Below are 15,650 nucleotides of genomic sequence, written 5' to 3'. Positions count from 1 at the left end.
ACATCCGGTGTCATCCGGTGTCACCGGGTGAGCCACTTCACCTCATAGGCCTTCATCTCGAACCGCTTCCCGTCCACCTGGGCGCTGATCGCCCGGTCGAGGGTGTTGACGACGAGGACGGTCCTGTCACTGGCGAGGACGCGGACGTTGGGCACGTCGTCCTTGGCGACGGAGACCGTCTCGTACCGGGTCCCCGGCGGGAACGCCTTCCCGAACCGGGACACCAGGTCGTACATGGGCAGTGCCCGCCCGCCGTCCGCGCTGTCGGTCGTCGTCCACAGGCAGCCGGCGCAGTCACCGCCCTTCTCGTCCTCCGGGTTCCAGTAGAAGCCGGAGTCGGCGCCGCCCTCGACCAGGGCGATCATGCCGGTGGCCTGGACGGCGACCCGGTGGCCCTCGGTCCAGCCGTCGCGTTCGTCGCGGCCGTCGGCCGGTTCGACGTAGTACTCGGCCCACCACAGCGGCAGGTCGTGGGTCTGCCTCCGCACCCACTCGCTGACGGCGGTGAGCTTGTCCGTGGCCGCGAACTCGTTCGGCAGCAGGTCGTCGTCGTTGGTGTAGCTGGACCCGTCGACGACCACGAAGTCGGCGCCCGCCTTGTGGGTGTTCCAGTAGTCGAAGGCGTCGACGACCCGCTGGTCCATGACGCCCCAGGCGCCCTTGAGGGTGCTGGAGGCGTTCTCGGTCTGGCGCGGGTCGAAGCTGTCCATGACGAGGTAGGGCCCGCCGACCATGATGTCCTTGTCGACGGCCTTCAACGCCTTGTAGACGAGGTTGTAGAGCTCGGTGTAGCCCTCGTAGTCCCAGCGGGCCTTCGCGTTGTTCCAGAAGCCCTTGAACTCGTTCCAGACGATGAAGTGCCGGACGTCCGGATACCGCTTGGCGACGGTCGCGGCGAGGTCGGCGTAGTCCTGGTAGTGGTCGGGGGTGGGCGCGGTCTCCAGGGCGGCCTGGCTCCAGTCGGTGTTGTTCACCCCCGCCCTGCCGCCCTTCATCCAGTCCGGGGAGCAGCACAGGGTGATCACCGGGGTGCCGCCCGACCTGCGCATGAAGTCCACCCGGCGGTCCAGCGCGCCGAAGTCGTAACGCCCCTTCACCGGCTCCGGGTTGTCGGCGCCCCAGCCCATGACGGCCTGGTCCTGCGGCAGCCCGGCGTCCTGGGACAGCAGGCCCTCGACCCGGTCGGTGGCCGTCGTACTGCCTTCGTCGGCGCTGTACTGGGTGTGGGTGAAGCCCCAGCCCACGTACGGCTCGGTGGTGTCCGGCGGGGTGGCGGGGGTGCCGTGCACCTTGTCGCCGTCGCGCGTGGTGCCCGCGGTGCCGGTGCCGCCCCCGGGAAGTGTGTTGACCAGTGTCACGATCAGGGCGAGAGCGGCCACGCCCACCCCGAGCAGGGCGGTGAGCCGCCACCGCCGAGCCCCCGAATTCCACCCATGACGTGCCATCAAGGACAAGAGTAACGGCGGAAATCGCCCCGGGGGCAGGTATCGGGGATCGACAGCCGTGTGACAGGACCGGGTGCGCTCCGGGACCGCGTGCGTGACCTCTTCGCGATACTCCGGAAGCTCGGTGCGCACCCGACACTCCCCTCCCACTTCGGAAAACGGGTGCGCAGCGGGCCCCGGTGACGGATCATGGCGGCATGTCTGCCAAGCCGCACGAGACGTTGCCGATCCGGCTCAACGTCGACGACTCCGACTCCCCGTCCGACGTCGTCGACGCGCTGTTCCTCGGCCGCTTCGCGACGGGCGAGCAGCCGTACTCGCACGCGGCGAACATCGACCGGGTGCGCTCCGGGGCGACCCTGCTGCCGAGGGAGGCGCGGGTGCTGCGGGTGGCGCGCGACGACGACCGCAGCGCGACCCTCGCGGAGGGCGACGGCTGGACGCTGCTGGTGTCCCGCTGGAACCGGGGCGCCGACGTCACCGTCACCGCCACCACGGCGGAGCTGGCCGCCGAGGTGCTGAACGAGGCGACGGACGGCGCGGCGGACGAGCCGGAACCGCAGCCGGAGAACGTGACCATGGGTTTCTGGTACGTCTCGCCGCGCCGTGGCCCGCACCGCACCACCCGGCAGATCTCCGCGGGCACCTGGGACGAGGTCCGCGCCAACTACACGGCGCCGGTCGCGGACGCGATGGACCGCCTGATGAAGACGACGCCGGAGGACATCGCGGGCCGTCTCCTGCTGCTGCACGGCCCGCCGGGCACCGGCAAGACCTCCGCCCTGCGCACCCTCGCCCGTTCCTGGCGGGACTGGTGCCAGGTGGACTGCGTCCTCGACCCGGAGCGGCTCTTCTCCGACGTCGGCTATCTGATGGACATCGCGATCGGCGAGGAGGACAGCGCCGGCAAGGGCCGCTGGCGGCTGCTGCTGCTTGAGGACTGCGACGAGCTGATCCGCGGCGAGGCCAAGCACACGGCGGGGCAGGCGCTGTCGAGGCTGCTGAACCTCACCGACGGCCTGCTCGGCCAGGGTCGCAACGTCCTGGTCGGCGTCACCACCAACGAGGACCTGGAGCGGCTGCACCCCGCCGTGGTCCGCCCCGGCCGCTGTCTGGCCCGGATCGAGGTGGGCCCGCTGACCCAGCGCGAGGCGGTGAACTGGCTCGGCATGGAAGAGGGGGTGGGCCGGGACGGGGCGACCCTGGCGGAGCTGTACGCGCTGCGCCGGGGGACGGCGCCGACGTCGGTACCGGGGGCGCGGGAGGGCGCGGACGCGGGCCTGTACCTCTAGCCGGTGCTTTGATGGAGGTATGCCCCTGTTCATCGGAACCTCGGGCTGGCAGTACAAGGACTGGCGGGGCGTCCTGTACCCGGCCGACGTTCCCGTGCGGTCGTGGCTGGAGACCTACGCGGAGCACTTCGCCACGGTCGAGCTGAACAACGCGTTCTACCGCCTGCCGACCCGGGAGAACTTCGCGTCCTGGCGGGACCGGGTGCCGCCGGACTTCGTGATCGCGGTCAAGGCGAGCCGCTATCTCACGCACATCAGACGCCTGAAGGATCCGGAAGAGCCGGTCGACCGCCTGCTGACCCACGCGGCGGGCCTGGGCGACCGGCTGGGCCCGGTCCTCCTCCAGCTCCCGCCCACCCTCAAGGCCGACCCGCCCCTGCTGGACGCCTGCCTGGCCTGTTTCCCCCATGGCACGCGCGTCGCGGTCGAACCCCGGCACGATTCCTGGTGGACGCCTCAGACCCGCGAAGTCCTGTCGTCCCGGGGCGCGGCCCTGTGCTGGTCGGACATCCAGGCCCACCCCATGACCCCGCTGTGGCGCACCACCGACTGGGCCTACGTCCGCTTCCACGAGGGCCGAGCCACCCCGTGGCCCCGCTACGGCCGCAGCTCCCTGGAAACCTGGCTGGACCGCATCGCCACGGCGTACCCCGGGAAGGCCGACGTCTACACGTACTTCAACAACGACCCCGGCGGGGCGGCGGTCCGGGACGCGGTGGCGTTCGGAAGGGCGGCGCAGGCAGCAGGGCTGACGGTGACCCGCACGCCGGAGCTGAGCACGAGCAGGTGATGCCACGCTTCCCGCTCCGGGCCGAGCAGAGTGCGGCACCGCCGGATTCCGCCGTCATGGCTGGACGCCGTCGCTGCGGAAAGGATGGAAGCCCGCCGTCGTCGACCGTTCCCACTGGTCTCATCTCCCCCCCACCGGCTCTTTTCTTCCCGCCGCGACGGCGATCTGCCGCGACGGCGATCTGCCGCAACGGCGCACTCCGGCGGTGCCTAGCCGTCCTCAGCCCTCCCCATACGCCGCCCGCAACGCGTCCCGCACCGCGGCCAACGCCTCCGCCTCGCCCAGGCCCAGGCGTCGGACCCGCTCGGCGTAAGCCTGTGCGGCCAGCGACGCCTCGCGTTGCGCGGCCGAGCCCGCCGCGGCGACGAACGTGCCGTTGCGGCCCCGGGTCTCGATCACCCCGTCCGTCTCCAGCGCCCGGTACGCCTTGGCCACCGTGTTCACCGCGAGGCCCAGCGACTCCGCCAGCCCCCGCACCGTCGGCAGCCGGTATCCCACCGGCAGCACCCCGCCCCGCGCCTGCTCGGAAATCTGCGCCCGCACCTGCTCGTACGGCGGCGCGCTGTCATCGATGTGGATCTTCAAGGTCACGGCCCGATTCTCCCGTACGCGCCGGAAAATGAGAGGCATCCTGTACACGTCCCGCATAGCGTGCGGCTCATGACAGTGATCGTGCGTGACCTGCGACCGGACGTCCGGTCCGACGCCGACGGCTTCGCCCGGGTCCGGCAGCTCGCCCTCCCCTACATACTGTTCACCCCGGAGTCCCTGGTCCACGACCTCACGCACACCCACCCCGACGCCCACTTCCGCCAGCTGATCGCGGAGAAGGACGGCGAGGTCGTCGGCACCGCCCAGGTCGGCCTCGCCCACGAGAGCACGGAACCGGGCCAGGGCTTCGCCAACGTGTACGTGCATCCGGAGCGCACCGGCCAGGGCGTCGGCACCCTCCTGGCCCGTACAGCGGAGGCGCACCTGTCGGCGGTGGGCGCGAGCACCTCGTACGCCTGGGTCCTGGACGCCCCGTCCAACCGCGCCTTCGCCGAGCGGCACGGCTACACCGCGAGCCGCTCCGCCCACTTCCTCCGTCTCGACCTCGCGCACGGCGCACTCCCCCCGCTGCGGACTCCCCCACCCGGCGTGGAGCTGCGCAGCGCCGCCGACTTCGCGGACGACCCGCGCCCGCTCTTCGCCCTCGACGCGGACACGACGTCGGACGAGCCGAGCGACATCGACTACGAGTTCACCGACTACGAGGCCTGGCTGGACGGGACCTGGCGGCACCCGCTGTTCAGCCGGGAGCTGACCTCGGTCGCCCTGGTCGACGGCCGCCCCGCCGCCTTCAGCGCGGCCCGCACCGACGGCGGCACCCGGTACGGCACCGTCATGACCGGCACCGCCCGCGCCTTCCGCGGCCGGGGTCTGGCCAAGCTCGCCAAGAACGACTCCCTGCACCGCGCCCGCGCCGCCGGCTGCACGGAGGCGGTCACGGGCAACGACAGCGACAACGGCCCGATGCTGGCGATCAACAAGTGGTTCGGGTACGAGATCTGCGCGACGGAGGTCAGGTATGTCCGCGAACTCGGCTGAGCCGACGGGCACGGTGGACGTCGTGCTGGTCAAGGCGGGCCGCACGAAGATCCGTTACCCCGCGGAACTGCTGCACGACGACGGCACCCGGATCGCCGTACGCGCCCCCTGGGCCGGCGACACGCCCCGCGACTTCGGCTTCGTCCGCTTCGAACAGGGCGATGTCTTCACCGAGTTCTACTGGCGCGACCGCTGGTACGCGGTGAAGGAGGTCCGCGCCGCCGACGGCACACTGAAGGGCTGGTACTGCGACGTCACCCGTCCGGCGACGCTCAGCGGCGGCCGGCTGGTCGTCGAGGACCTCGACCTGGACCTGTGGCGCTCGGCCGACGGCACGGACGTACGCCGCCTGGACGAGGACGAGTTCGCCGAGAGCGGCCTCGCGGAGCGGGACCCGGAGGCCGCGGCGGCGGCCGTGGCCGCGCTCGACACACTGGAGGACCTGGCCCGCGAGCCGGATTTTGCCACCGCCCTGCTGTCCTGAAGCCCCCTCACAGCTGTCCGGAAGCACCCCCTCACACCGTCGCCACCACCGCGTACCGCTCGTCGTCCACCTCCTTGCCCCACAGCACCGCCGCCGCGGACAGCCGCTCCACGCGGACGTCCGCGGCGAGCGGTGCGAGGAGGGCGGCGAGCCGGTCGGCGGGTATGCCGACGGGGGTCAGGGTTCCCCACACCCCCTCCACCAGCACGAACCGCCCGGCGGGGCGCAACAGCCCGCGCCAGTGCCGCAGCACGCGCGCGGGGTCGGGCAGCGTCCACAGCACATGCCGTACCAGCACGGTGTCGAAGAGCCGCTCGCCCACCGGCGGGGCCGCCGCGTCGCCGAGCAGGAACACCGCGTCGCGGCCGGCGAGCTTGGCGCGGGCCCGCTCCACCATCGCCGGGGAGCTGTCCACCCCGGTGACGCGGTGGCCCTGCTCGGCGGCGAGCAGGGCCAGGCTGCCGGTGCCGCAGCCGAGATCGAGGACGTCGGCGGGACGGGCGGGCAGCCACGCCCGGAGCCGCTCCGCCCAGGCCGCGCGGACCTCGGGCGCGCCCAGCCCATGATCGGGCTCCGCGTCGAAGGTGGCGGCCTCCGCATCCCAGTCGACACTCACCGCAACTGTCCGATCACTGTCGTTCGTCATGCCCCCAGCGTGACACCCGCCACTGACACTCGATCCGTGTGACAGCGACCACTGACAGACCTGGCATCGATGAGGAACTCTCGCCAAAAGGGTCTACCTCCGTGCCCACACGGATCTCGGTAGGCACTGAAGGAGGCAGCCATGCGCCGCGAAACCGTGCAGAAGCCCCTGAAGAGGACGGACCGCCGCCGGACCCGCGAGGAGGCCGACGAGCGCCCCGCCGGACGCCCGGAGGTGCGGAAGGACATCGCACGAACCTGGTGGCCGGACGGCTGACCGCGCCCGTTCCGCGTGCCTTTCAGCCCAGCGGTTTGCGGTAGTGGACGCGGTCGTACGGCCCGTCCACGCGCCGCCCGACGACCTCGTAGCCGTACTTCGGGTAGATCTCCTGGTTCTCCCACATCAGGGCGTTGGTGTAGAGCCTGACCTCGGGCAGGCCCAGCGCACGCGCGCGTGCGTCCACGAACTCCAGCAGCCGGCCTCCCACCCCCTTGCCGCGTGCGTCGGGGTGGACCGCGATGCTGTCGAGGAACAGGTGGTCGCCGTGCGCCTCGATGACGACGAGCCCGACCACCGGCTCCCCGACGACGAACACCCGGCCAGCGGCCACATTCGCCATGTGGTCCGCCTCCATGGGCTGCGGCACCACCCCGATCCGCGCGATGTAGTGGTGGTACGCCATATCGGTCACGGCCTTCACGGCCGGTACGTCGGCGGCGCGGGCGGGCCGGATGTCGTCGCTCGTCATACCGCGAACGCTAGTCAACTGACAGACATGGCCGAATGAATCACCTCGCCGCCGGCACGGGGCCCGGGCTGATCAACCTGAGCGGGTCTTTAGGCCTGCCTTAACGCAAGCATAAGGATCTCCGTCCACCGCCTCCAGCAGGCGATTTCACGGTTTCCAGAGGCTAGCTTTCTGATCGCCCCCACGGGATTCGGCCCAACGGGAGCGAGGCCGCTCCGCCGATCCGTCGTGACTCCGGGGCCTGACCGGCGGCTCAGGCCGGACAGGCCCCGGCGGCGTTCAGTTGGGCAGCGGCTCAGCTGAACGCCGACGCACAGGTGGTGGCGGTGGCGTGCGCCGGGTCGAGCGCGTTGGCCACCTCGTGGAAGGCGATCCGGTCGAAGAGGCCGATCGCCACGTGCTCGGAGAGGTCGAGCGAGCACAGGTCCTGGAGCAGGACGTTGCGGACGTCGGAGCCGCTCAGGTACTGGCTCTGCCAGGGCGTGGCCACCTCGTCGTACTTGGTGGCGATGACCGTGTAGTGCACTCCGGAGACGGTGTCGCCGCCCGCGTTGAGCTTGGTGAGGAAGGCGGAGCCGGGGATCTGGTCGGCGAGGCCGGGGGTGGTGGCCTTGATCAGGTCCGAGGCGCCGGGGAAGTACGGCAGCAGGTTGGTGAGACCGCTGATGGTGGCGCCGTGGTTGTCGGGGGCGAGCCCGACGAGGGCGTTCACCTTGGCGGCGCCGCCGAGGAACTTCAGGTAGTAGCGGGGCATCATGCCGCCCTGGGAGTGGCCGACGAGGTCGGCCTTGGCGGCGCCGGTCGCGGCGAGCACCTTGTCGACGAAGGCGGAGAGTTGCTCTGCCGACTTGTCGATGGGTCCGAGGCCGTAGAAGACGGGGACGCCGGTCAGCTGCCCGTAGTCGAGGGAGAAGACGCAGTAGCCGCGGTCCTCCAGGTACGGGGCGAGGGAGAGCCAGTTGTCGACGGAGTTGCCCAGGGTGCCGTGGACCAGGATCACGGGGCGGGGGTGGGCGGTGGAGGGGCGGCAGGAGTAGTCGTTCCAGCCGGTGCTGGGGGCGCTCGACGCGTGGGCGGTGGCGGCGGGAACGGTGGCGACGGCGGCGGCGAGGAGCAGCGCGGTCAGGGGTCTGAGCACTCGTTTCCAGGGCAGCATCGGGTGATCTCCTTGCGGCTCAAGGGAGGTACGACGGCCTTACGCCCTGTGATCCGGATCACGAGGATGCTGTTCACTCATCAAGTTACGGACGAGTAGTGCAAGCGTGAAGTTACGCGTCGGTAAAACTTCCGGGTAACCGGTCGCACACCACCCACCTGACGGGATGTCACCAGCCGGGCCTGAGGGGACCATAGGGCGCGATACGGGCAAAAAGATCCCGCAACACGCACACTCCCCGTCCCCGGGGGTGCGGCCTGCGCCCCGAAACGCCGGCGGGCCCGGCCTGCGGCGGCGGGCGTCGGAGGCCCGCACCCGCTCGGGCCGCATCCCGGGGTCGTGTTCGAGGAGGCCCGCGTCAGGCAGAGTTCACCCGTCTCACCACCTCAGCTGTCTCAAGCTGCAGCTGATGCGAGCCTCAGCGACCGACAGGCCGTTCGACACCGCCGATGTCTCGAAGACAAGCAGCGAGCCTTACTCACCGATGCCCACCGCCGCACCCTCAAGCGTCATGCCAACGCAACACACGCGCCGAAGGTCGATACCGAGGCCGTTCTCCATCTCACCGCGTACTCGTCCCAGGAAGTCAGGCCGCCCACTCCGAGATGGCGGCCCGCACCGGGAAGGCTCCTCCACCTCCGAACGTCGATCGGCTTCGGGCTGGCAACTCCTGTGCTCTGGGGTGAACTTGGGGCACGCCACGTCCTCCTGCCCCGCCTCCTGGGCTTCCCCTTCCCGACCGCCGGACGGCCGGAGCGCGTCGGACTCACTCGCCACACCATCCTTTGATCAGACAATCGATCATTCGGACAGTTGGTGTTCTTGCGCTGTTACGATGCGCCGGTGCCCACACGCGCGACACACTCGTCCCTGCTGTCTGCTCTGAGGCCCCAGAACCAGGACCGCCTCTACGACTTCTACCGGGACCTTCGAGACGCTGATGACCTCTACTGGGACCGCTACCTGGACGCCTGGGTTGCGACCGGTTATGCCGTGGTCAGCAACACGGCGAGTGATCCCCGCTTTTCCTCGGTGCGCTACCCGGACATCGAGTCGGTCTCCGAGGAACTACAGCCACTGGCCCGGGTCCTGAGTCGCCAGATGCTCTACAGCGACGCCCCTGACCACGCCCGGCTGCGTGCCCTGCTCAGCCGAGCCTTCACCCCCCGGGCCGTGGCCGCACTACGCGACCGGATCTCCGAAAGCCTCGATCAGATCATCGCCCGCGCTGCACCGACCGGCCGGTTGGACATCGTCGCCGACCTTGCCCGCCCGCTGCCCCTGGCGATCATCTGTGACCTCCTGGGCGTACCGGAAGAGGACCGGCCCACCCTGTCCGCCTGGTCCGACCCGATAGCCGCGGCCATCGGCAGTTCCCGGCTCGACGCCGACGAGAGCCGGGCCGCCTCGCAGAGCATGGAACAGATGCTCGCCTATCTCCGGAAACTCCTCACCCGTCAGGACGGCCCGCCCGCGCCCCACACCCTGCGCGCCCTGCTGGACACCGGAGCCGAGAACCCCGACCAGGATTTCGACGAACTCCTCGCCAACTGCGCCCTGCTCCTGATCGCCGGCCACGAGACCACCACGCACTTCATCGGCAACGCCGCCCTCGCCCTCCTGAAGCACCCGCAGGCCGCCGACCAACTGCGCGACCGGCCGGACCTGATCCCCGCAGCCGTCGAGGAACTCCTGCGCTACGACAGCCCCGTGCAGCTGATGCTTCGGCGGGCCCGGCACGACCTGGACCTGGCGGGTCGCTCCATCGCCGCCGGACAGGCGGTACTCCTCGTGTGCGGCGCCGCCAACCGCGATCCGGCAGCCTTCCCCGACCCCGACGTGCTGGACTTCCAGCGACCTGGCGGGCGTCATGTCGCCTTCGGATACGGGCCGCACTTCTGCCTCGGCGCAGCGCTCGCCCGGCTGGAAGGCGTCGCCGTGCTGGAGGCGCTCCTCACGAGGCTGCCCGGCTGGCGGCTCGACGGCGCTCCGCCGCGCTGGCAGCGCAGTCTCAACTTCCGAGGACTGACCAGCTTGGACGTCGCCTTCACTCCGCCCTCCGACGGTCACGACGCCGGTACGCAGGTCGCGGCGACCTCCTGACCTTCTGCTGCAGGCCGGCGAACGGGAATTACTGCTGGGGCCCTGCAACTCGTAGGCAGCCCACCCTGGCATTTTCGCCGGTCAAGGACTCCGGCTTGTGTGCCTCACCGATGTCAGTCGTCGATGATGCGTGCCGACGGCCATCTGTCATCCCTCACGGTTGTGCGGTGCGCCAGATCTGCCGCGACTCCGGGAGCCGGTAGAGCGGTCCGACCGCGCCCACTGCAGGCGGAACAACTGGCGGACCTGGAAGACGAGGCACCTCGGGTGCCGAACCCGGACCTGCTCAGCCGCTTGCCCGTGGCACCCGTCGATTTTGCGCGCGTACCGGGTGAGCGGACCCGGGGGCTGTTCGAAGCCTCCGGCTGAGGTTCGCGCTCCCCTACGCCGACAGTCGCGGCTTGTCCCGCGCCATCACTGCGCGGGCGGTCGCGGCGAGGCGGGACGCGGCCGAGCGCGCGGCCGGGAGCCAGGCCAGGACCAGCCGGGTGGCCGGGTATCCGTGGACGGGCACTGCCCGAACGGATATGCCGAGGCGGTCACGGACGCTTTCGCCGACGACGACTACGAGCAGGCCCAGAGCGACGCGGTCGACCATGGCGTCCAGCGGTTCGTTCGGCAGTTGCGCCTCGTAGCCCGGCAGCGCTTCCACCTCGGTGAGTGTCAGGAACGGGCGGTCGGCCAGGGGGTGGCCCGCCGGGAGCAGGACGACGGGCCGCTCCTCCCCGAGCTCGACCGTTTCGAGACCGGGGGTGGCAGTCGACCGGCACATGAGGGCGACGTCCGCGGTGCCGTCCCGAAGTGCGCTGATCTCGTCGTAGGTGAAAACGACGTCGGCGAGCACACCGTCCGGGCCCTGTGCGGCGGCGAGCAGGGCGGGCAGGATGCCGGGGCCTGCGGCGGGCCGTACCGCGATGGTGACCTGTTCCTGCTCGGCAGCCTTACGCGCCTTGCGTACGGCGGTGTCCATCGTCGCCAGGATCGTGCGGCACTCGGCCAGGAAGACCTCGCCCGCAGCGGTCAGCTTCACCTGTCGGGTGGTGCGTTCCAGCAGTGGGACGCCCACGCGCCTCTCCAGGTGCGCGATGGCCCGGGAGAGGGGCGGCTGTGTGATGCCGAGGCGCTCCGCGGCCTTGCCGAAGTGCAGCGTCTCGGCCACGGCCACGAAGTAGTCGAGTTCCCGGGTCTCCAGCTGATTCATGCATCCAAGGTATTACCTGTTGCCCAGAGAGTCATTGCTCCGCCGTAGGCATCCTGGTCAGCTTGACCAGGCGCCTCCCAGGCAGCAGCCGGGTGAGCTGCTTTCGCCGAATCACACGGAAAAGAAGAGTTGGAGCTATGAAGGCTGTTCAGTACCAGGACTTCGGCGGACCCGAGGTCCTTGAAGTCGTCGACATTCCGGATCCGAAGATGTTCGCCGATCTCGTTCTGGTGAGAATCGAGGCAGCGGCGCTCAATCCTGCGGATCTGGGATTCCAGAGCGGTGCCGCGGATCCTCTGGTGGACTCTCTCTTTCCGGTGACGCCCGGGTGGGATCTGGCCGGGGTCGTCGAGCAGGTGGGAGTCGCGACGACGGGATTCCGGCCGGGCGACGAGGTGATCGGGTTCGTTCGCGGCCAGGCCATGCACTACGGCACCTATGCGGAGAAGATCTCGGCCGAACCGCGCCAGCTCGTCCGCAAGCCGCGGAACCTGAGCTGGGCCCAGGCCGCCGGGCTGCCGCTCGCCGGACTCACCGCCTACCAGGCGATCGTGCACAGCCTCGAGGTGACCGCCGGCGACACCGTGCTGGTGCACGGGGCGGCGGGAGGCGTCGGGCACCTCGCCGTCCAGATCGCGATTGCGCGGGGCGCACGGGTGCTCGGGACGGGCTCCGAGGCCAGTCAGGTGTTCATCGGGTCTTTGGGAGCGATACCGGTGCGCTACGGCGACGAGCTCGTCGAGCAGGTGCTGAAGATCGCTCCGGACGGGGTCGACGCGGTGCTCGACACCGCGGGGCGCGGCTCCCTTTCCACGACGCAGGCACTCGCTGCCGTCGGGGCGCGGGTCGCTTCCATCACACGTTCCGCCACCGAGTACGAGGGCGCCATCGATGTCTACGCCCGCCTTGACGGGGACGACCTGACCCGGCTGGTGGAGCTTGCCGAGGAGGGGAAGCTCATGGTGCACGTCGACCGGGCATTCCCCCTCGGTCAAGCTGCGGAGGCCCAGCGGACGCTGGCCGGCGGTCACGTCCGCGGCAAGATCGTCCTGGACAACCGCAGGGCGGTGTGAGGAACGTGCAGCACGGTCCGGTCATCACCGCGGTCACCGACATCGCCTCACCCCCCGAGGAGGTGTGGAGGGAACTGACCGACTTCGCCGGATACGCACTGTGGCACCCCACGCTGCGTTTCGTCGATGTTCCGACGGAAATCCTGCCCGGAACCCGGCTGCGGGCCCAGGTGTCGCCGGGGACCGAGAACGACGGGGAATACACCTTCACGGTCCTCCACTACGAAGCGCCGCGACGGCTTGTCTGGGAGGGCGGCATTCCAGATGTCCTCATGGGTGAACATTCCTTCATTCTCGAGCCCCGGGCCGGCGGAACGCGATACACGGAATCCGAGGAATTCACCGGCACGGCCGCCGTGGCAACCGTGGAACCCGCCCGATCCCAAATGGAGGAAGACTACGCAAGCTACGGCAGGGCCCTGAGAGAACGACTCGAATCCGGCCACTGACAACCCAACGCAGCCCACACCGGCCCCCTGGCCACGCACCGCAACACATCCACGCCCGCAGACCGCAGTTCTCACGAGCCATGGTCCGCGGGCCACGGGTGCGCCCAAAGGCGCACGGCGGCGCCATAGAGCGCCGCGTCGAGGCGGCCCCGGTTTCAGTTGTCAGCCGACTGCTTCCCGTGGTCCAGCACGGCGATGGCCGCAGCTCGGGCCATGAAGGCGGCGGATGGATCCCGGTCCGCATTGAAGGCAACGTTCGCAGCGTCATAAAGAAGGTGTATTTCGCGTCCGACTTTCTCTGGATCGGATACACCCGTCTGGGCCGCCAAGTCAGTCACCAGAGTACGGACCCATGTACGGTACTTGGCGTGCGCGAGATCGATCGGACTACCTATGGCGGACCCGACACTGGCCGACAGGAACGGGCATCCATGATAGTCCGGACCGGTGAAAAACTCGGCCACGATGTCGAAGATTCCAAGCAGGCGTTCACGCGGCGTGTCGAACCGTCTCAGTTCACTCATGATGCGCTTCTGGATCGAATCCTGACGGGCCTCCAGGTATGAAAGGACGAGCGCTCCCTTACTGCCGAAGATGGCATAGAGAGACTTCTTGGACGACCCGGCTCGCTTGGCGATCAGGTCGACGCCGACCGATTGAACACCGTGGGTGTAAAACAACTCATCAGCAGCTGCCAGAAGGCGCTCTCGTGCCGTCTTCCCCTTGGTACTGGCCATTCGCACTTCTCCTCTCCGGTTTTCCCTTGGCTGCTGAGGCTGTTCGCGCGCCAACCAGTGCGCGGCTGAGCACAACAACGCCCGATCGATTGCGTCACCTTGGCCGGGACGATTCCTCGGACCTTCGTCCGGCGGCCCGGGGAGGCAATTGAGCGTGCCGGCGGCGGAGAAGAATGCCCTGGTTTTGTTTCACGAACCTCGGTGATGCGACTGTTCGCGGAGTGGAGGTGACGCAACCCCGGCCCCGCGAACAGCTCGCCGGGTAGGACGCTTCCGGTCAGCCCGCCGTAGGACCTGTCAGTTCTTGCCGAGCTGCGCCGCGGTCGGGGCGGCGGGCGGTCCGTCGGGGTCGGCCTGCTGGTGCTCGGGGTCGACGCGGTGGGATTTCGAGCTGAGCTGGAGCGCGACGATGATCGCGGCGAGGACGGCGAGGCCGGTGGCGATGAGGAACGACAGGCGGTAGCCGTCCACCAGAGAGCCGCTGTGGCCGGAGGCGGCCGCGGCGGCGGTGGCGAGGATCGCGAGGCCGACCGCGGCGCCGGTCTGCTGGCTGGTGGTGAACAGGGCTCCGGCCAGTCCCTGGTCACCGGCCCGGACTCCGCTGGTGATCGCGATCGACGCGGTCGGCAGGGCGAGCCCGACCCCGGCCGCGGTCAGCACCAGGCCGGGCAGCACCGCCGCGGGGTAGCCGGCCCCGGCGGTGATCTGGGCAAGCCACAGCTGCCCGGCGCCCATGCAGGCCAGCCCGGCAAGCAGGACGGCCTTGATGCTGAACCGGGCCAGCAGCCGGCGGGTGCCGAGGGTGGAGACGAGCACGACGGTGACGGTCGACGGGACCAGCGCCAGGCCGGTCGCCACCGGGCTGAACCCCAGCACCTTCTGCAGGTAGAGCGACGCGAAGTAGACGTAGCCGGCCAGGATGGCGCCGATCAGCAACATGGCCGCGATCGCGGCCCGCCGGGCCGGCTCCGCCAGGATCGGCAGGGGCAGCATCGGGGCCGCCGACCGCTTTTCGGCGAACACAAAGCCCGTGGCCAGAAGCACCGCCAGGGCGAGAGCGACGAGGGTGGCGGGCGCGGTGAAGCCGTGCTGCTGCCCGCTGCTGAGCCCGAAGATCAGCGCCGCGATACCGGTGGTCACCAGCAGCGCCCCGCGCACATCGACGCTCCCGCCGCTGCCGGACCGCTTCCCGGCCGGCAGCCGCGGGACCAGCGCGAGCATGAGGGCGATGACCGGCGGGTTGATCAGGAACACCGCCCGCCAGCCGAAGTACTGGGTGAGCAGCCCGCCGGCCACGATCCCGGCGGTCGCGCCCGCCGCGGTGGTGGCCTGCCAGATCGCCAGCGCCCGGTGGCGCGCGGCCCCTTCCGCGTTGGTCGTCGTCAGCAGCGACAGCGCGGCCGGGGAGACCATCGCCCCGGCCGCGCCCTGCACGATCCGGGCGGTGATCAGCATGATCGGCCACTGCGCGAGCCCGCAGGCCAGCGACGCGATCCCGAACAGGGCCAGGCCGACGGCCAGCACCTGCCGTCGGCCGAGCAGGTCCGCCAGTCGGCCGCCGGCCAGCAGCAGCGACCCGAACCCCAGTGCGTACCCGGTGACGATCCACTGCAACTCCGCTGCGGGCATGCCCAGATCCCGCTGGAGCGACGGCAGTGCCACGTTCACAATGCTGAAGTCCAGTTGCAGCACGAACTGGGCGGCGCAGATCAGCGAGATGACAAACGCGGCCCGCTGCGAGCCGCCCGCAGCGGGCCTGGGCGTGGCGTCATTCGTCGAGTGGTCTGCCATGGGCGAATCCCCTGTCCTGACGGTGTTCCTTACTGGTTCGTCGGCGTCAACCAGGCCCGTGGGAACTTCGATGGCGGTCCGGCGGCAGCGCGCAGAGATACACTGCATCTGCCTGACAGATGGAACTGTCCAGATGTGCTGCAAT

The 15,650-nt window shown here is 70.0% G+C and carries 16 protein-coding genes; 8 read left to right on the top strand and 8 right to left on the bottom strand.

Annotation, left to right across the window (positions count from 1 at the left end; all coding sequences use genetic code 11):
• Positions 1 to 20 precede the first annotated feature (20 nt).
• Positions 21 to 1,445 (bottom strand): GH39 family glycosyl hydrolase, encoded by a 1,425-nt coding sequence (locus ACWGKQ_RS25170; RefSeq protein WP_453294193.1) that lies wholly within the window; start codon positions 1,443 to 1,445, stop codon positions 21 to 23.
• Positions 1,446 to 1,642: 197 nt separating this feature from the next.
• Here ACWGKQ_RS25170 and ACWGKQ_RS25165 point away from each other — a divergent pair, with 197 nt between their 5' ends.
• Positions 1,643 to 2,737: a DUF5925 domain-containing protein gene (locus ACWGKQ_RS25165; protein WP_453294192.1), complete on the top strand. Its 1,095-nt coding sequence runs from the start codon at positions 1,643 to 1,645 to the stop codon at positions 2,735 to 2,737.
• A gap of 19 nt (positions 2,738 to 2,756) precedes the next feature.
• Positions 2,757 to 3,527, top strand: coding sequence for a DUF72 domain-containing protein (locus tag ACWGKQ_RS25160; RefSeq protein ID WP_453294191.1), 771 nt, complete (start codon positions 2,757 to 2,759; stop codon positions 3,525 to 3,527).
• A 219-nt stretch (positions 3,528 to 3,746) separates the two neighbouring features.
• On the opposite strand, the gene ACWGKQ_RS25155 is transcribed toward ACWGKQ_RS25160, so the two are convergent.
• On the bottom strand, positions 3,747 to 4,118 hold the full coding sequence (locus tag ACWGKQ_RS25155) for a GntR family transcriptional regulator (protein ID WP_453294190.1): 372 nt from the start codon (positions 4,116 to 4,118) through the stop codon (positions 3,747 to 3,749).
• Positions 4,119 to 4,187: 69 nt separating this feature from the next.
• Here ACWGKQ_RS25155 and ACWGKQ_RS25150 point away from each other — a divergent pair, with 69 nt between their 5' ends.
• Entirely contained in the window at positions 4,188 to 5,117 is a 930-nt protein-coding gene (locus tag ACWGKQ_RS25150; RefSeq protein WP_453294189.1) for a GNAT family N-acetyltransferase, read from the top strand.
• On the top strand, positions 5,098 to 5,601 hold the full coding sequence (locus ACWGKQ_RS25145; protein ID WP_453294188.1) for a DUF402 domain-containing protein: 504 nt from the start codon (positions 5,098 to 5,100) through the stop codon (positions 5,599 to 5,601). Before ACWGKQ_RS25150 ends, ACWGKQ_RS25145 begins: the two co-directional genes overlap by 20 nt.
• A 31-nt stretch (positions 5,602 to 5,632) precedes the next feature.
• Here the strand turns inward: ACWGKQ_RS25145 and ACWGKQ_RS25140 are convergent, their stop codons facing one another.
• Entirely contained in the window at positions 5,633 to 6,247 is a 615-nt protein-coding gene (locus tag ACWGKQ_RS25140; RefSeq protein ID WP_453294187.1) for a class I SAM-dependent methyltransferase, read from the bottom strand.
• Between the two features lie 141 nt (positions 6,248 to 6,388).
• On the opposite strand from ACWGKQ_RS25140, the gene ACWGKQ_RS25135 reads away from it, so the two are divergent.
• Entirely contained in the window at positions 6,389 to 6,523 is a 135-nt protein-coding gene (locus ACWGKQ_RS25135) for a hypothetical protein (RefSeq protein ID WP_302832631.1), read from the top strand.
• 22 nt (positions 6,524 to 6,545) lie between these two features.
• Here ACWGKQ_RS25135 and ACWGKQ_RS25130 read toward each other — a convergent pair whose 3' ends face one another.
• Both ACWGKQ_RS25130 and ACWGKQ_RS25125 read right to left on the bottom strand, forming a co-directional pair.
• Positions 6,546 to 6,995 carry a GNAT family N-acetyltransferase gene (locus tag ACWGKQ_RS25130; protein ID WP_453294186.1) on the bottom strand — a complete coding sequence of 150 codons (450 nt, stop codon included), beginning with the start codon at positions 6,993 to 6,995 and terminating at the stop codon, positions 6,546 to 6,548.
• A 295-nt stretch (positions 6,996 to 7,290) separates the two neighbouring features.
• Positions 7,291 to 8,151, bottom strand: a complete 861-nt coding sequence (locus ACWGKQ_RS25125) for an esterase/lipase family protein (protein WP_453294185.1) — start codon at positions 8,149 to 8,151, stop codon at positions 7,291 to 7,293.
• Positions 8,152 to 8,994: 843 nt separating this feature from the next.
• Here ACWGKQ_RS25125 and ACWGKQ_RS25120 point away from each other — a divergent pair.
• Positions 8,995 to 10,254 (top strand): cytochrome P450, encoded by a 1,260-nt coding sequence (locus ACWGKQ_RS25120; RefSeq protein WP_453294184.1) that lies wholly within the window; start codon positions 8,995 to 8,997, stop codon positions 10,252 to 10,254.
• Positions 10,255 to 10,636: 382 nt separating this feature from the next.
• Here ACWGKQ_RS25120 and ACWGKQ_RS25115 read toward each other — a convergent pair whose 3' ends face one another.
• On the bottom strand, positions 10,637 to 11,455 hold the full coding sequence (locus tag ACWGKQ_RS25115) for a LysR family transcriptional regulator (protein ID WP_453294183.1): 819 nt from the start codon (positions 11,453 to 11,455) through the stop codon (positions 10,637 to 10,639).
• 137 nt (positions 11,456 to 11,592) lie between these two features.
• Between ACWGKQ_RS25115 and ACWGKQ_RS25110 the strand changes: the two genes are divergently transcribed.
• Both ACWGKQ_RS25110 and ACWGKQ_RS25105 read left to right on the top strand, forming a co-directional pair.
• Complete coding sequence (locus ACWGKQ_RS25110) at positions 11,593 to 12,528, top strand: NADP-dependent oxidoreductase (RefSeq protein WP_453294182.1); 936 nt, start codon at positions 11,593 to 11,595, stop codon at positions 12,526 to 12,528.
• A 5-nt stretch (positions 12,529 to 12,533) separates the two neighbouring features.
• Entirely contained in the window at positions 12,534 to 12,977 is a 444-nt protein-coding gene (locus ACWGKQ_RS25105; protein ID WP_453294181.1) for an SRPBCC domain-containing protein, read from the top strand.
• 155 nt (positions 12,978 to 13,132) lie between these two features.
• Here ACWGKQ_RS25105 and ACWGKQ_RS25100 read toward each other — a convergent pair whose 3' ends face one another.
• Both ACWGKQ_RS25100 and ACWGKQ_RS25095 read right to left on the bottom strand, forming a co-directional pair.
• Complete coding sequence (locus tag ACWGKQ_RS25100) at positions 13,133 to 13,714, bottom strand: TetR/AcrR family transcriptional regulator (protein WP_453294180.1); 582 nt, start codon at positions 13,712 to 13,714, stop codon at positions 13,133 to 13,135.
• Positions 13,715 to 14,011: 297 nt separating this feature from the next.
• Entirely contained in the window at positions 14,012 to 15,505 is a 1,494-nt protein-coding gene (locus tag ACWGKQ_RS25095; protein WP_453294179.1) for an MFS transporter, read from the bottom strand.
• Between the last annotated feature and the right edge of the window lie 145 nt (positions 15,506 to 15,650).

The sequence above is a fragment of the Streptomyces sp. NPDC054770 genome (assembly GCF_053611985.1).
Note: the sequence above shows the minus strand (reverse complement) of the source record. Positions and strands in the feature narration are given on the sequence as shown.

Bases quoted from the DNA above. Each gene is read 5' to 3' on its own strand.
- ACWGKQ_RS25170 (WP_453294193.1), bottom strand. From the start codon at position 1,445: ATGGCACGTCATGGGTGGAATTCGGGGGCTCGGCGGTGGCGGCTCACC.
- ACWGKQ_RS25165 (WP_453294192.1), top strand. From the start codon at position 1,643: ATGTCTGCCAAGCCGCACGAGACGTTGCCGATCCGGCTCAACGTCGAC.
- ACWGKQ_RS25160 (WP_453294191.1), top strand. From the start codon at position 2,757: ATGCCCCTGTTCATCGGAACCTCGGGCTGGCAGTACAAGGACTGGCGG.
- ACWGKQ_RS25150 (WP_453294189.1), top strand. From the start codon at position 4,188: ATGACAGTGATCGTGCGTGACCTGCGACCGGACGTCCGGTCCGACGCC.
- ACWGKQ_RS25145 (WP_453294188.1), top strand. From the start codon at position 5,098: ATGTCCGCGAACTCGGCTGAGCCGACGGGCACGGTGGACGTCGTGCTG.
- ACWGKQ_RS25140 (WP_453294187.1), bottom strand. From the start codon at position 6,247: ATGACGAACGACAGTGATCGGACAGTTGCGGTGAGTGTCGACTGGGAT.
- ACWGKQ_RS25135 (WP_302832631.1), top strand. From the start codon at position 6,389: ATGCGCCGCGAAACCGTGCAGAAGCCCCTGAAGAGGACGGACCGCCGC.
- ACWGKQ_RS25130 (WP_453294186.1), bottom strand. From the start codon at position 6,995: ATGACGAGCGACGACATCCGGCCCGCCCGCGCCGCCGACGTACCGGCC.
- ACWGKQ_RS25125 (WP_453294185.1), bottom strand. From the start codon at position 8,151: ATGCTGCCCTGGAAACGAGTGCTCAGACCCCTGACCGCGCTGCTCCTC.
- ACWGKQ_RS25115 (WP_453294183.1), bottom strand. From the start codon at position 11,455: ATGAATCAGCTGGAGACCCGGGAACTCGACTACTTCGTGGCCGTGGCC.
- ACWGKQ_RS25110 (WP_453294182.1), top strand. From the start codon at position 11,593: ATGAAGGCTGTTCAGTACCAGGACTTCGGCGGACCCGAGGTCCTTGAA.
- ACWGKQ_RS25100 (WP_453294180.1), bottom strand. From the start codon at position 13,714: ATGGCCAGTACCAAGGGGAAGACGGCACGAGAGCGCCTTCTGGCAGCT.
- ACWGKQ_RS25095 (WP_453294179.1), bottom strand. From the start codon at position 15,505: ATGGCAGACCACTCGACGAATGACGCCACGCCCAGGCCCGCTGCGGGC.